This window comes from Jatrophihabitans sp. sgz311053 (assembly GCF_056135305.1).
The window spans coordinates 1484541-1498129 of record NZ_JBWAXP010000002.1 but is presented as its reverse complement, the minus strand read 5'-3'; the positions used below and the strand labels follow the sequence as shown (position 1 = coordinate 1498129).

Annotated in this window: 14 protein-coding genes; 4 read left to right on the top strand and 10 right to left on the bottom strand. The window is 73.1% G+C overall.

All coding sequences use genetic code 11. From position 1 onward, the window contains the following. Window positions 1–60 precede the first annotated feature (60 nt). The 3 genes from AC0NZQ_RS15950 to def are packed head-to-tail and all read right to left on the bottom strand — an operon-like array spanning window position 61 to window position 2921. Window positions 61–1449 carry an RsmB/NOP family class I SAM-dependent RNA methyltransferase gene (locus tag AC0NZQ_RS15950; RefSeq protein ID WP_474530930.1) on the bottom strand — a complete coding sequence of 463 codons (1389 nt, stop codon included), beginning with the start codon at window positions 1447–1449 and terminating at the stop codon, window positions 61–63. Next, on the bottom strand, window positions 1442–2368 hold the full coding sequence (fmt, locus tag AC0NZQ_RS15945; protein WP_474530929.1) for a methionyl-tRNA formyltransferase: 927 nt from the start codon (window positions 2366–2368) through the stop codon (window positions 1442–1444). Before fmt ends, AC0NZQ_RS15950 begins: the two co-directional genes overlap by 8 nt. 4 nt (window positions 2369–2372) lie before the next feature. Then, window positions 2373–2921: a peptide deformylase gene (gene def / locus AC0NZQ_RS15940; RefSeq protein ID WP_474530928.1), complete on the bottom strand. Its 549-nt coding sequence runs from the start codon at window positions 2919–2921 to the stop codon at window positions 2373–2375. 67 nt (window positions 2922–2988) lie between these two features. Here def and AC0NZQ_RS15935 point away from each other — a divergent pair, with 67 nt between their 5' ends. After that, a complete protein-coding gene (locus AC0NZQ_RS15935; RefSeq protein ID WP_474530927.1) occupies window positions 2989–4857 on the top strand; it encodes an MFS transporter in 1869 nt (622 codons plus the stop codon). A 15-nt stretch (window positions 4858–4872) separates the two neighbouring features. On the opposite strand, the gene AC0NZQ_RS15930 is transcribed toward AC0NZQ_RS15935, so the two are convergent. Beyond that, complete coding sequence (locus tag AC0NZQ_RS15930) at window positions 4873–5364, bottom strand: metallophosphoesterase family protein (protein WP_474530926.1); 492 nt, start codon at window positions 5362–5364, stop codon at window positions 4873–4875. Window positions 5365–5418: 54 nt separating this feature from the next. Between AC0NZQ_RS15930 and AC0NZQ_RS15925 the strand changes: the two genes are divergently transcribed. Beyond that, complete coding sequence (locus AC0NZQ_RS15925) at window positions 5419–5598, top strand: hypothetical protein (protein ID WP_474530925.1); 180 nt, start codon at window positions 5419–5421, stop codon at window positions 5596–5598. 137 nt (window positions 5599–5735) lie between these two features. Here AC0NZQ_RS15925 and AC0NZQ_RS15920 read toward each other — a convergent pair whose 3' ends face one another. From AC0NZQ_RS15920 to rpoZ, 6 genes are all read right to left on the bottom strand, one after another. Then, a complete protein-coding gene (locus AC0NZQ_RS15920) occupies window positions 5736–7724 on the bottom strand; it encodes a primosomal protein N' (protein WP_474530924.1) in 1989 nt (662 codons plus the stop codon). Next, complete coding sequence (locus AC0NZQ_RS15915; RefSeq protein ID WP_474530923.1) at window positions 7724–7897, bottom strand: hypothetical protein; 174 nt, start codon at window positions 7895–7897, stop codon at window positions 7724–7726. Before AC0NZQ_RS15915 ends, AC0NZQ_RS15920 begins: the two co-directional genes overlap by 1 nt. Before the next feature lie 44 nt (window positions 7898–7941). Then, window positions 7942–8724, bottom strand: a complete 783-nt coding sequence (locus AC0NZQ_RS15910; protein ID WP_474530922.1) for a GAF domain-containing protein — start codon at window positions 8722–8724, stop codon at window positions 7942–7944. 171 nt (window positions 8725–8895) lie between these two features. After that, on the bottom strand, window positions 8896–10095 hold the full coding sequence (gene metK / locus AC0NZQ_RS15905) for a methionine adenosyltransferase (protein WP_474530921.1): 1200 nt from the start codon (window positions 10093–10095) through the stop codon (window positions 8896–8898). Between the two features lie 75 nt (window positions 10096–10170). Continuing rightward, on the bottom strand, window positions 10171–11397 hold the full coding sequence (coaBC, locus tag AC0NZQ_RS15900; protein WP_474530920.1) for a bifunctional phosphopantothenoylcysteine decarboxylase/phosphopantothenate--cysteine ligase CoaBC: 1227 nt from the start codon (window positions 11395–11397) through the stop codon (window positions 10171–10173). Window positions 11398–11592: 195 nt separating this feature from the next. Next, window positions 11593–11877 (bottom strand): DNA-directed RNA polymerase subunit omega, encoded by a 285-nt coding sequence (gene rpoZ, locus AC0NZQ_RS15895; protein ID WP_474530919.1) that lies wholly within the window; start codon window positions 11875–11877, stop codon window positions 11593–11595. Between the two features lie 146 nt (window positions 11878–12023). On the opposite strand from rpoZ, the gene AC0NZQ_RS15890 reads away from it, so the two are divergent. After that, entirely contained in the window at window positions 12024–12869 is an 846-nt protein-coding gene (locus tag AC0NZQ_RS15890) for a metallophosphoesterase family protein (RefSeq protein ID WP_474530918.1), read from the top strand. Further along, entirely contained in the window at window positions 12866–13516 is a 651-nt protein-coding gene (locus AC0NZQ_RS15885; protein WP_474530917.1) for a 4'-phosphopantetheinyl transferase family protein, read from the top strand. Before AC0NZQ_RS15890 ends, AC0NZQ_RS15885 begins: the two co-directional genes overlap by 4 nt. The last annotated feature ends 73 nt before the right edge of the window (window positions 13517–13589 follow it).

Below are 13589 nucleotides of genomic sequence, written 5' to 3'. Positions count from 1 at the left end.
ACTCGGCACCGAGAGCGCGCACGGGTGAGGCGGGGTGACGTGGGTGAGGCGGGGTGAGGGTCAGGCCCGGATGAGGGCGCAGAACATCGCGTCGGTGCCGTGCCGGTGCGGCCAGAGCTGCACGGTGGGCCCGTCGCCGAGGTGGTCGACTCCGGCGAAGTGGGGGCGGGCGTCGATCAGCTCCCGACCCGCGACCACCTCGACCGTCTCGGCCGGATGCGGCGAGCAGGTGACGTAGGCGACGACGCCGCCGGGGCGGGTCAGCCGCAGCGCGTGATCGAGCAGCTCGCGCTGCAGGACGGTGAGCGCGGCGACATCGGCGGGGTCGCGGCGCCAGCGGGCCTCCGGACGTCGCCGCAGTGCGCCGAGGCCGGTGCAGGGGGCGTCCACGAGCACCCTGTCGAACTGTCCGGTCAGCTCGCGGGCGTCGCCGACGCGGACCTCGACGTCCCAGGGGGCGGTGACCCGCCGGACGAGATCGGCGCGGTGGTCCCGGACCTCGTTGGCCACCAGCCGGGCCCCGCGTCCGGCCGCGAGCGCCGCGAGCAGCGCCGCCTTGCCGCCGGGGCCGGCGCAGGCGTCCAGCCAGGTCTCGTCGGGGCCGTCGAGCGGCGCAGCGGCCAGCGCGAGCGCACAGAGCTGGCTGCCCTCGTCCTGCACCCCGGCGCGTCGCTCGCGGATCGCCGCGATCGCCGCGGGGTCGCCCGCGGCGAGCCGGACGGCGTACGGCGAGTAGGGGCCGGGCTGCGCGGCCGGCTCGCCGAGCAGCTCGTCGCGGGTGCTGCGTCCCGGCCAGGCGACCAGGTGCGTGACCGGGCGCTCGTCGTCGGCCGCGAGCGCGCGCTCGGTCTCGGTGGCGTCGTGGCCCAGCGCAGCGGCGAAGACCTCGGCGATCCAGCGGGGGTGGGCGGTGCGCAGCGCCACGGCCGCCAGCGGATCGAGGCCGGGCTCGGCCGTGAGCTCGGCCAGCCAGCCGTCCCAGTCGTGCCGGGTCGTCTTGCGAAGCACCGCGTTGACGAAGCCCGAGGCGCGGCCTTGCCCCGAGGCGCGGGCGAGGTCGACGATCGTCGCGACTGCGGCGTGGGCGGGGACGCGGGTGCGCAGCGCCTGGTAACTGCCCAGCCGCAGCAGGTCCAGCACCGCGGGGTCGACCTCGCCGAGCGGACGGTCCACGCAGCGGGCCAGCACGGCGTCGAGGGTGCCGGTGCTGCGCAGCGTGCCGTAGCCCAGCTCGGTGGCCAGTGCCGCGTCCCGGCCGGTGATGCCGCGGTCGGCCAGCAGCTTGGGCAGCACGAGGTTGGCGTAGGCGTCGTCGGCCGAGACCGCCCGCAGCACGTCGTAGGCCGCCTGTCGGGCCGGATCCGCTGGGGCCGCGGGGCGGGCGGGACGCCGGGGTCCGGACGGCCGGCGACGCCCCGACGGCGGACGGCGCCCCTGCTGCTCAGCCAAGTCGCTCCCCCGCCTCGAGCCGGGCGCCCCGCGCCCAGTCGGCGGCCGGCATCGGCTTCTTGCCCGGCGGTTGAACGTCGCCCAGGGCGAGATCCAGGCTGCCGGTGCCGACGAGGACGGTGTCCCTGGCTACCCGCAGCTCACCGGGGGCGAGGTCGTTGCCCGCCCGGACCGCCGCCGCACCCAGCTTGAGCCGGTCATCGCGGAAGGTGGTCCAGGCCCCGGGCGCCGGCCAGCAGGCGCGGGTCAGCCGCTCGACGTGTCGTCCCGGCTGTGTCCAGTCGATCTGTGCGTCGGCGACGGTGATCTTGGGGGCGAAGGAGACACCGTCGGCGGCCTGCGGCACCGGCACGAGCGAGCCGTCGGCGATGCCGTCCATGGTGGCCACCATCAGTCCGGCGCCGCTGGTCGCGAGCCGGTCGAGCAGGTCGCCGGAGGTGTCACCGGGCCGGATGCTCTCGGTGACGACACCGAAGACCGGGCCGGTGTCCAGCCCCTGCTCGATGAGGAAGGTGGAGGCGCCGGTGACGTCGTCGCCGTGCAGGACCGCATGCTGGACCGGAGCCGCGCCCCGCCACGCCGGCAGCAGCGAGAAGTGCAGGTTGACCCAGCCGTGTCGCGGCACGTCCAATGCGGCCGGCGGCAGCAGCGCGCCGTAGGCGACGACCGGACAGCAGTCGGGCTCGAGCTCGGCGAGCTCGCGCAGGAAATCGGGGTCGCCGGGTCGGGCCGGGGTCAGCACCGGGATGCCGGCCTCGGCGGCGGTGGCGGCGACGGGCGACTCGGTGGCGCGCCGGCCCCGGCCGGCACGGGCCGGCGGCCGGGTGACGACGGCGACGACGTCGTGCTGCGGGGCGTCCAGCAGCGCGCACAGGGTCGGGACGGCCGGCGCGGGAGTGCCGGCGAAGACGAGACGCATCGGGCTATCGCGTCCCGGAGTCGTGCGGGCTGATCTTGAACGTCGGGACGGCCTCGCCGTTCCACTCCGCCTCGCGGATCGCCTTCATGGCGGCCTTGCGCGCCTCGCGGTCGAGACGGTCGACGAAGAGCACGCCGTCGAGGTGATCGGTCTCGTGCTGGATCGCCCGCGACAGCATGGCGCTGCCTTCGATGGTGACCGGGTCGCCGTACATGTTCTGGCCGTGCGCCACGACGTGCTCCTTGCGGACGCAGTCGAACTGCAGGCCGGGGATGGAGAGGCAGCCTTCGGGGCCGTCCTGCTCCTCGTCGCTCGGGAAGTGCAGCACGGGGTTGACGAGGTGACCGGTGCCGCCGCCGTCGCGGATGTGATAGGTGAAGACCCGCAGCCCGACGCCGATCTGCGGTGCGGCGAGCCCCTGCCCCGGCGCGTCCATCATCGTCTCGGCGAGGTCGGCGACCAGGACGCGCAGCTCCTTGTCGAAGGTCGTCACCACCTCGGCGGGTGTGCGCAGGACCGGGTCGCCGAACAGCCGGATGGGTTGCACCGTCACACGTCTGAGTCTAAGTGGCGTGTCGCACTGCCCTGCCTGGTTCCCGGGTACCGGATAAGTAGTTAGCATGGCTAACGAAAGAAGGGTTGAATCCGTGTCCCACATCGTTGACCAGAGCGACGCCGCCCAGCGCGAGCGTCGCGCCGCGCACGAGCGCCGCACCGCACTGTCGGTGACCACCGTCGGCATCCTCGCCGCGACGCTGAACTCGTCGATCCTGCTCATCTCGCTCCCCGCGATCTTCCGCGGGCTGGGCCTCAATCCGCTGGCGCCGGAGAACATCTCCTACCTGCTGTGGATGCTGATGGGCTTCCTGCTCGTCACGGCCGTGCTGGTGGTGACCTTCGGCCGGCTCGGCGACCAGTACGGGCGCGCAAAGCTCTTCAACCTCGGCTTCGCCATCTTCACGGCCGGTTCCATCGGCTGCGCGCTCGTCCCGAACGGCGGCGCAGCCGGTGCGCTGGAGATCATCCTGTGGCGTGTTGTGCAGGGCGTCGGCGGCGCGATGCTGATGGCCAACTCGACGGCCATCATCACCGACGCCTTCCCGGCCAACCGCCGCGGCTTCGCCCTCGGCGTGAATCAGGTGGCGGCCCTGGCCGGGTCGTTCCTCGGCCTCATCATCGGCGGCATCCTCTCCGAGTGGGACTGGCGCGCCGTCTTCTGGGTCTCGGTGCCGATCGGCCTGTGGGGCACGTACATGGGCTACAAGACGCTGCACGACAAGCCGCGTGACGCCACCAAGCGCGTCGTCATCGACTGGTGGGGCAACCTCGCCTTCGGCGTCGGCCTCATCGCGCTGCTCGTCGGCGTCACCTACGGCCTGCAGCCCTACGGCGGCCACACCATGGGCTGGACGTCGCCGATGGTGCTCTCCTGCGTGATCGCGGGCATCGTGCTGCTCGTCGCCTTCGTCATGATCGAGAACCGCGTCACCGACCCGATGATCGACATGAAGCTCTTCAAGATCCGCGCCTTCGCCGCGGGCCAGACGGTGAACCTGCTGGCCTCCATGTCGCGCGGTGGCCTGCAGTTCATGCTCATCATCTGGCTGCAGGGCATCTGGCTGCCGCTGCACGGCTACAAGTTCGAGGACACCCCGCTCTGGGCCGGCATCTACATGGTGCCGCTGACCCTCGGCTTCCTCATCGCGGGACCGGCCTCGGGGGCGCTCTCCGATCGGCTGGGTGCGCGCGCCTTCGCCACCGGTGGCCTGCTGCTGACCGCGGCGACCTTCCTCGGCCTCATCCTGCTGCCGGCGAACTTCAACTACGTGCTCTTCGCTGCGCTGATCGCCCTCAACGGCATCGGCATGGGTCTGATGTCCGCGCCGAACTCCGCGGCGATCATGAATGCCGTGCCTGCCAGTTCCCGTGGCGCCGCCTCGGGCATCCGGGCCACCGGCATGAACGCGGGCATGGTGCTCTCCATGGGTGGGTTCTTCACGCTGATGGCGGTGGGTCTGGCCAGCCGGCTGCCCGGAGCCATGAGCTCCGGACTGGCTCAGGCCGGGGTTCCCGTGGGACAGGCCGACGCCGTCTCACACGCCTCCCCCGTCGGGATCCTCTTCGCCGCCTTCCTCGGGGGCAACCCGATCAAGGAGCTGGTGCCCGACGCCAGCCCGCAGGTGGCGGACAAGATCTACAGCGGCTCGTTCTTCCCGGACCTCATCTCCGACCCGTTCCGGCACGGCCTGGCCATCGCCTTCACCGCCTCGATCGTCATGCTGCTCATCGCAGCCGGCGCGTCGCTCATGCGGGGCAAGAAGTTCGTCCACGCCGACAGTGACGGCACGGCCGGCGCCGCCGGAGAGACCGTCGTCGAGCGGATGGAGGACGGCCTGGCCCGCGAGGGTGCCGCCCTCGCCACCCCGGCCATCCTCGGCGAGGAGGCCGCCTACGAGGACGCCGTGGCCGGCGGGCGGCACCGCCGCTGACACACGCGTAGCCGATCAGCCCACGGGCACGATCCGGGCCGACGCGAGGGCACCGTCCTCGACGACCAGCTCGGCCATCGTGCCCGTGGGCTGTCGCCGCTTGTCGGTCGGCGAACCGGGATTGAGGGCCCGCTGCCCGTCGACGGTCTCGTCCCACGGGATGTGCGAGTGGCCGAAGACGACCAGCGAGGCGGCCGGGAACATCCGCCGCAGCCGGGGCGCGCGGCCGCGGGCGGGGCCGCTGTCGCGGACCATCCCGACCAGCAGGCCGCCAAGGTCCAGCTCGAGCCGTTCGGGCGCGCCCCAGGCGGCCACGTCCGGCCCGTCGTTGTTGCCCAGCACCACGTGCACCGGCGCGAAGGCCGCCAGCTCGTCCAGCGTCTCGACCCGGCAGACGTCCCCGGCGTGCAGAATCGCGTCGGCCCCCTCCAGCCGCCGCGCGAGGGCCGGCGGGCAGGCCTTCCAGAACCGGGGCGAGTGCGTGTCGGAGACGACGGCGATCCGCATGCCTCTCAGTCTCTCTGTTGCCCGTGACTCACAGCCGGGCGCACAATCGAGAGCATGCGGATCGCGACCTGGCTGCGGCGGCGGACCGCCCGCACACCGCTGAAGAGCTCGCGTGAGGTCGCCGCCGAATTGCGACGCGCGCGCCGCGACACCGAGAAACTGGTCGGGCACCGCCCGCTGCGCGGAGGGGACCTCAGCGTCGACCTGCGGTGGGGCGTCCCACCCACGCCGTAGCGCGCAGCCCGGGCCCGCCGGCCCGGGCGATTTTCCGTCTCGCCTGCGGCCCGCACGCCGATCGCCATGACACCGCCTTCGCCGTGGCGTCCACTGGGCCTGCCTCGTTCGTCCGGCCGTCCGTCCCGCAGGGATGACTACAGCACGTCCAGCGGGTCGAGCTGGATGCGCACCGGCTCGTTGCTGCGGCGGGCGGAGCGGCCCGCCGCAGCGACGTGCAGCGCGGAGGCCAGTTCGGCGCCGTCGGCCCGGTCGACACGGATCAGCATCCGTTCGGCCGGTCCCCCGCCGGGGTCGGCGCCGCTCGGCGGCACCGGCACCGGGCCGATGACCTGGGCCGACAGCGGCAGCGACGCGGCGGCCACCAGCTCGCCGGCGGCGCTCGACGGTCCGCTCAGCGCCGCCATCCGGCTCGTGGGCGGGAAGTGCAGCTCGGCGCGTTCGGCCAGCTCGCGGGCGGCAAAGCCGGCGGGGTCCCAGCGGACCAGCGCCTGCACCGCGGGGATGCCGGCGTCGGCACCCACCACGACGGGGCCGGCCGGACGGACCAGCGCCGCCGCGTTCGACCAGCGCCGCAGCGTCTCCTCCGCCGCTCGCAGGTCCGGACGCGACAGCAGCGCCCAGCCGTCCAGCAGCAGCACTGCGCCGTAGCCGCCGGCGCAGACCGGTTCGGCGCCCGGCGTGGCAACCACCACGGCCGGCTCGGGCGGGACGTCGTCGAGTACCCGGTCACCGCCGGAGGTCCGCACCGGGACACCGGGGAAGGCGCGGCCCAGCTCCTCGGCGGTGCGGCCACTGCCGGTGACGCTGGCACGCAGCGCGCGCCCGTGGCAGACCGGGCAGCTCCAGTCGCCGGCGGGGTGGCCGCACCAGCGGCAGGCGGGCAGTTCGTGGCCGCTGCGGGCGGCCAGCGGTCCGGCACAGATCGGACAGCGGGCGGGGGTCCGGTCCCGGGCGCAGGCCAGCGCCGGGACATAGCCACGGCGGGGCACCTGCACCAGCACGGGACGTCCGGTGGCGAGCGCCTCGCGCGTGGTGCGCCAGGCCAGGCTCGGCAGCCGGGCCGCCGCGGCCGCGGGGTCGCGGGCCACCTCGACGTCGTCGCCGGTGGGGCGGACCCGCGGCGCGACGCTGCGGAGCCGGGCGCGGTCGGCGGCGATCTCGTGCGCCCACCCCGACTCGACGAGCAGCTGGGCCTCGGCCGTCCGGCTGTGGCCGGCCAGCAGCAGCGCCGCACCGGTCTGCGCGGAGCGCAGCGCAAGCACGTCGCGGGCATGCGGATAGGGCGCACGCGGCTCGGCGTGCAGGTCGTCGCCGTCGTCCCAGATGGCGAGCAGGCCCGGATCGGCGACCGGGGCGTAGGCGGCGGCGCGCGTGCCGGCGACGACGCGGACGACGCCCCGGCGGACCGCCAGCCACCGGCGGTACCGCTCGGCGGGACCGAGGTCGGCCGAGAGGGCGACGTGACGGCCGGTACCGAGGGCGACAGTGAGCGCCGCGTCCACTCGGGCGAGATCGCGGGCGTCGGGGACGACGAGCACCGCTCCCCGACCGGCATCGAGGGCCGTGCGCGCCGCCTCGGCCAGCCGTGCCGGCCAGTCCTCGTCGGGCAGCACGGACCAGACCGCACGGGCCGCCTTGGCCGCGGCGACGGCGGCGAGGAAGGCCGGCCCGGCACGGTAGCGCTCGAAACCGGGGGCGGCCGGCCCGGGCAGCTCCCCCGGCGGCTTCGGCACCGACGCCTCGGCACGGGCGTGGCGGGCGGGCACGCCGAGCCGGACGACGTCGACGAAGTTGCCGGCCCACCGGTCGGCGACGGCTCGGAACAGGGTCATGGTCTCGGCGGTGAGCACCGGTTCGGCACCGACCGCCCGTTCCAGGAAGGCCAGCGTGCCGTCGTGATCGGACTGCTCGCGCCGCTCCAGCACGTAGGCGTCGACCAGGCGGCCGGCGAAGCGGACCCGGACCCGCGAACCGGCCGTCACCAGCTCGTCGAGCTCGGTGGTGACGAGGTAGTCGAAGGGCCGGTCGAGATGCGGCAGCGGCACGTCCACGAAGAGTCGCGCGACGGGCAGCGTCGTCGCGGGGCGCCGCGCACCCGGAGGTGCGGTGCGGCGTGCAGTCACTACGCCACGCGTGTCTGCCGCATCCGGCGCGCGACGTAGCGGCGGGCCTCCTGCTTGGCCTGCTGTCGCGCCCGGACGAAGTACCTCGCCGGATCGGCGAGCATCTCCTCCACCTGCCGGTCGGCCGGCGAGGGTGCGACGGTCACGCTCACCCACGTCGTCTCGCTGCTCATGGCTGTGGTCCTTCCGTCTCGTGTCGATCGTAGCGGTGGCGGCGTCATCCGAGCGCGGCATCGGCGTCCGCCGAGGCGCGGCTGACGGCGAGGATGTGGGCGAGCACGACCAGGATCGGCCGGTCGCGTTCCGGGTCGAGATCGCCCGCGGTGAGCGAGTCGACGGTGAGCATGCCCCAGGCCCGTCCCGCTGCCCGCACCGGCACGGCGAGGAACGTGCGGTACCGGTGCGGGTGGTCGTCCGACCACCCCGGCGGCGGGTTCGTCTCGGTGTCGTCGCAGTACACCAGCCCGTCGTCGGCGAGCATGGCCAGAGCCTGATCGCCGCGCACCGTGCCGGCGGTGAAGACCGAGTGCGGTTCGTCCGGCCGGCCGGCGTGGACGCCGGTCCAGCGCAGCTCCCGACCCCCCTCGGCGAGCAGGAAGACGCAGGACCGGACGCCCTGGTCGGGACCGATGGCGTACGACGCGGCGTAGGCGACCGACCTGGTCACCTGCGCGCGGATCACTCGGCGGGCCTGCGGGGTGCGCGCCTCGGCCAGCTTCACCAGCAGGCCCAGCAGCGGCGCGAAGGCATTGGAGGCCGCGTTCGCGGTGACGGTGCGGGTCTCGTCGGCGATGTCCTTCGCCGCGCGTTCGCGGCGCTGCTGCGCCACCAGCTGCAGGACGGCCACGCCCGCGGCCGCCGCCACCAACAGCCACTGCACCACACCGCGGCTGGCACCGCCGAAGGCGCCCAGGATCACGATCGCCGCGGCGCTGGCGTAGTTCAGAGCCGCCCACACCCGCGGGCCGGGACGGCGCGGAGTGGGGGCGGGGGTGCTCATGCCGCGTGTCTATCAGGGCGCGCCGACAGTTTCGTGGCACCGGGTGTCTCACCGGCCCGCTGCCACACCCCGGCCACACCCCGGCCACGGCGCGACACCGGATGCGGGTCGCTGGCACCGACGACGAAGGGGACGGCCCGGGCGGGCCGTCCCCTTCGCGAGGTCGAGCTGTCAGCCGTTGGCCAGCTTGGCCAACTGCTCGGCGCGGTCGGTGCGCTCCCAGGTGAAGTCGGCGTCCTCGCGGCCGAAGTGACCGTAGGCGGCGGTCTTGGCGTAGATCGGCCGCTTGAGGTCGAGGTCGCGGATGATCGCGGCGGGGCGCAGGTCGAAAGTCTGCGTGATGGCGTCGGCGATCTTGTCGACGTCGACGGTCTCGGTGCCGAAGGTCTCGACGAACAGACCCACCGGCTCGGCCTTGCCGATCGCGTAGGCGACCTGGACCTCGCAACGCTTGGCCAGGCCGGCGGCAACGACGTTCTTGGCGACCCAGCGCATCGCGTACGCGGCCGAACGGTCGACCTTCGACGGGTCCTTGCCGGAGAAGGCACCGCCACCGTGACGGGCCATGCCGCCGTAGGTGTCGACGATGATCTTGCGGCCGGTGAGACCGGCGTCGCCCATCGGGCCGCCGATCACGAACCGACCGGTGGGGTTGACCAGCAGCCGGTAGTCGGCGATGTCCAACTGGTCCTTGACCCGCTCGAGCACGGGACGGATCACGTGCTCCTCGATGTCGGGCTTGAGCAGCGTGTCGAGGTCGATGTCGTCGGCGTGCTGGGTGGAGAGGACCACCGTGTCGAGCCGGACGGCCTTGCCGTCGACGTACTCGATGGTGACCTGGGTCTTGCCATCCGGGCGGAGGTAGGGGACGGTGCCGTTCTTGCGGACCTCGGTGAGCCGCTCGGAGAGGCGGTGGGCCAGCCAGATGGGCAGCGGCATGAGTTCGGGGGTCTCGTCGCTGGCGTAGCCGAACATGAGGCCCTGGTCGCCCGCACCCTGCGAGGCGATCTCGTCCTCGCTGGACTCGACCCGCTTCTCGTAGGCGGTGTCCACGCCCTGCGCGATGTCGGCCGACTGCGCGCCGATGGAGATGCTGACGCCGCAGGACTCCCCGTCGAAGCCCTTGCGCGAGGAGTCGTAGCCGATCTCGATGATGCGGTCGCGGACCAGCTTGGGGATGTCGGCCCACGCCGAGGTCGTGACCTCGCCGGCCACGTGGACCTGGCCGGTCATGATCAGCGTCTCGACGGCGACGCGGCTGGCGGGGTCCTGCTCGAGGAGGGCGTCGAGGATGCTGTCGCTGATCTGGTCAGCGATCTTGTCAGGGTGGCCTTCGGTGACCGACTCGGACGTGAAGAGGCGACGGGACACGAAATCTCCGCGGGTTGGGACGAATGGATTCCGCTCGAAGCTTAGCGGCCAGGTCGACAATGGTCCCGCTGAAGGTCAGCCGGACGTCCCGCTCGTCTTGTCGAGGCGGCGTCCTACGGCGTCGCAGACCGCGGCGGCGAGAACGGCCTTGGGTCCGAAATCGACGACCTCCTCGCTGCCGTCGGCGCCGAGGATCACACCGGCGTTGTCCGATTGGCCGAAGGCCACCCCCGGACCGACGGCGTTGACGACGAGCAGGTCGCAGCCCTTGCGCGCCAGCTTGGCGCGGCCATGGTCCAGGACGGTGGCGGTGTCGTCGCCGGTCTCGGCGGCGAAACCGACCAGCACCTGCCCCGGTCGACGCCGCGCCACGAGCTCGGCCAGGACGTCCGGGTTCTCGGTCAGCTCGATGGCCGCCGGCGGCTGGTCGGATTTCTTGATCTTGTGGCCGACCGTCGCGGCCGGCCGGAAGTCGGCGACGGCGGCGGCCATGATCACCGCGTCGGCGTCGGCCGCCGCCGCGTGCACGGCGTCGCGCAGCTCCAGCGCGCTCACCACGGGGACGACGTCGACATTGGCGGGCACGGCGAGATCGGCGTTGGCCGCGACGAGCGTGACGCGGGCCCCGCGTGCGGCGGCGACGGCGGCGAGAGCGAAGCCCTGGCGACCGGAGGAGGCATTGCCCAGGTAGCGCACCGGATCCAGCGCCTCACGCGTGCCGCCGGCGCTGACGACGACGTGCCGTCCGGCCAGATCGAAGGGCACGGCATCGGGACGGCGCAGCAGCAGCTCGACCAGCCGCGCGATCTCGGCGGGCTCGGGCAGCCGTCCCTTGCCGGTGTCGGCCCCGGTGAGCCGTCCGGTCGCAGGTTCGAGCACGACACTGCCGCGGCGCCGCAGCGTGGCGACATTGTCGACCGTCGCCGGGTGCTCCCACATCTCGGTGTGCATCGCGGGGACGAAGAGGACCGGACAGCGCGCGGTGAGCAGCGTGTTCGTCAGCAGATCGTCGGCCAGGCCGTGCGCGGCCTTGGCGAGCAGGTCAGCCGTCGCAGGCGCGATCACCACCAGCTCGGCCTCGCGGCCGAGCCGGACATGCGGCACCTCGTCGGCGTCGGTCCAGACGTCGGAGGCCACCCGGTGGTGGGAGAGCGCCGCCCAGGTGGGGGCACCCACGAACTCCAGCGCCGAGGCCGTCGGTACCACCCGCACGTCGTTGCCCGCCTCGACGAGCTTGCGCAGCAGGTCAGCCGCCTTGTAGGCAGCAATGCCCCCGGCCACGCCTAAGACAATCCGAGCCACAGCGTCATCCTTGCCTAGAGCGGAAGGCGAGTGCCCCTGAGATGATTGGCACGCGATGAGCGCTCGCGCGAAGAGCCCGTCGCCGCGTGAACGAAGTCCGCTTGCGGGCGAGCCGCGAGGCGAGCGCTGGCTCGAGGTTAGGCCCCCGAGCGAAGCGAGCGGGGTCGGCCGAGAGTCAGACCAAGACGGTTCGGATCAGGCTTCGGCGGGGGCGTCCGCGGGGTCGACCGGCGGGGCGCTGGGCTTGAACTCGATGAGGTCGGTGTTGATCTCGCGCATGGCGATGGAGAGCGGCTTCTCCTGCGGCGCGGTCTCGACGAGCGGGCCCACGTACTCGAGCAGGCCCTCGCCGAGCTGGCTGTAGTAGGCGTTGATCTGGCGCGCCCGCTTGGCGGCGATGATCACCAGCGCGTACTTCGACTGGGTGCGGTCGAGCAGCTCGTCGATGGGCGGGTTGGTGATGCCTTCGGGTGAGGACACGACTCAGCTCTCTGTAGCGAATTGCGGATAGGGCGGGCCGGGCGTCTCGCCGTCGGCTGGCCCCGACCCGCCACGATACCAATTGCGACGGCGAACCGGCCAATTCCGCGGGCCGCGCGCGTCGGACGGCCGATAGGGTCGTCGCCATGACGGGAGCCGGCGGGAACCTGCTCGCGGTGAGCGACCTGCACGTCGCCTACGCCGACAACCGGGCCATCGTGGAACGGCTGCGGCCGGGGACGGATGAGGACTGGCTGCTGCTCGCCGGCGACGTGGGCGAGCTGCTCGACGACATCGAGTGGGTCCTGGACACCCTCGCCGGTCGGTTCGCGAAGGTCATCTGGGCGCCGGGCAACCACGAGCTGTGGACCATGACCCGCGAGACCCGGCCGCTGCGAGGCGTCCAGCGCTACGACCACCTCGTCGCGTTCTGCCGCGAGCGCGGCATCCTCACTCCCGAGGACCCGTACCCGGTCTGGTCGGGAGCGGCCGGCGACGTCCGCATCGCACCGCTCTTCCTGCTGTACGACTACTCCTTCCTCACGCCCGGCACCACGACGCGCGAGGAGTCGCTCGCCGCCGCCTATGCCGCAGGCGTGGTCTGCACTGACGAGCACTTCCTCTTTCCGGACCCCTACGAATCGCGCCGGGAGTGGTGCGCGGCCCGGGTGGCCTACACCGAGGGCCGGCTGAGCGAGGTCGCCGGCGAGCTGCCGCTGGTCCTGGTCAGCCACTGGCCGCTGGTCCGGGAGCCGACCCGGGTGATGACGTACCAGGAGTTCCCGCAGTGGTGCGGCACCGAGCTGACCGCGGACTGGCACGTCCGCTTCGGCGCCGAGGTCTGCGTCTACGGCCACCTCCACATCCCGCGGACCACCAGCTACGACGGCGTCCGCTTCGAGGAGGTGTCGATCGGCTACCCGCGCGAGTGGCGCAAGTACGGGCTGCGCGACGACCTCGCCAAGCTGATCCTGCCGGGGACCACCCCGTGATCGAGCAGGCGCTGCCGGCCGGCGTCCACGCCGTCGAGACCTTCGTCGACCGGACGGACATCGAGCTCTTCCCCGCCGAGGCGGCGGCGATCGCCCGCGCGGTCGAGAAACGCCGATCGGAGTTCGTCTCGGCGCGGGCCTGCGCCAGGGACGCGCTGGCCGCGCTGGGCCAGCCACCGGTCCCGCTCGTCCCCGGCGAGCGCGGGGCACCGAGCTGGCCCGACGGCGTGGTCGGCAGCATGACGCACTGCGCCGGTTACCGCGCTGCGGCCGTCGCCGACCGCTCGGTCATCGCCTCCGTCGGGATCGACGCCGAACCGAACGACGCCCTCCCCGACGGGGTCCTGGAGACCATCGCCCGCGACGAGGATCTCGCCGGACTGCGCGATCTGCCGGCGATCGGCGTGGCCTGGGACCGCCTGCTCTTCAGCGCGAAGGAATCGGTCTACAAGACGTGGTTCCCCCTCACCCGTCGGTGGCTGGGCTTCGAGGAGGCCGTCGTCACCTTCGACCCGGCCGGCACCTTCACCGCCCGCCTGCTGGTGACGGGACCGGTGGTGGCCGGGCGGGAGCAGGGCAGCTTCGCCGGGCGGTGGCGCGCCGAGCGCGGCCTGCTGGTCACCGCCATCGCGCTCGACGCGGCGTGACCAGTCCCACGAGATCGCGCGCCGGAGTACGGGTGTTCGCTAGGTTTCGCCGAAGTGTCGAGACGGGAGTGCG

Bases quoted from the DNA above. Each gene is read 5' to 3' on its own strand.
- fmt (WP_474530929.1), bottom strand. From the start codon at position 2,368: ATGCGTCTCGTCTTCGCCGGCACTCCCGCGCCGGCCGTCCCGACCCTG.
- AC0NZQ_RS15935 (WP_474530927.1), top strand. From the start codon at position 2,989: ATGGCTAACGAAAGAAGGGTTGAATCCGTGTCCCACATCGTTGACCAG.
- AC0NZQ_RS15930 (WP_474530926.1), bottom strand. From the start codon at position 5,364: ATGCGGATCGCCGTCGTCTCCGACACGCACTCGCCCCGGTTCTGGAAG.
- AC0NZQ_RS15925 (WP_474530925.1), top strand. From the start codon at position 5,419: ATGCGGATCGCGACCTGGCTGCGGCGGCGGACCGCCCGCACACCGCTG.
- AC0NZQ_RS15915 (WP_474530923.1), bottom strand. From the start codon at position 7,897: ATGAGCAGCGAGACGACGTGGGTGAGCGTGACCGTCGCACCCTCGCCG.
- AC0NZQ_RS15910 (WP_474530922.1), bottom strand. From the start codon at position 8,724: ATGAGCACCCCCGCCCCCACTCCGCGCCGTCCCGGCCCGCGGGTGTGG.
- AC0NZQ_RS15890 (WP_474530918.1), top strand. From the start codon at position 12,024: ATGACGGGAGCCGGCGGGAACCTGCTCGCGGTGAGCGACCTGCACGTC.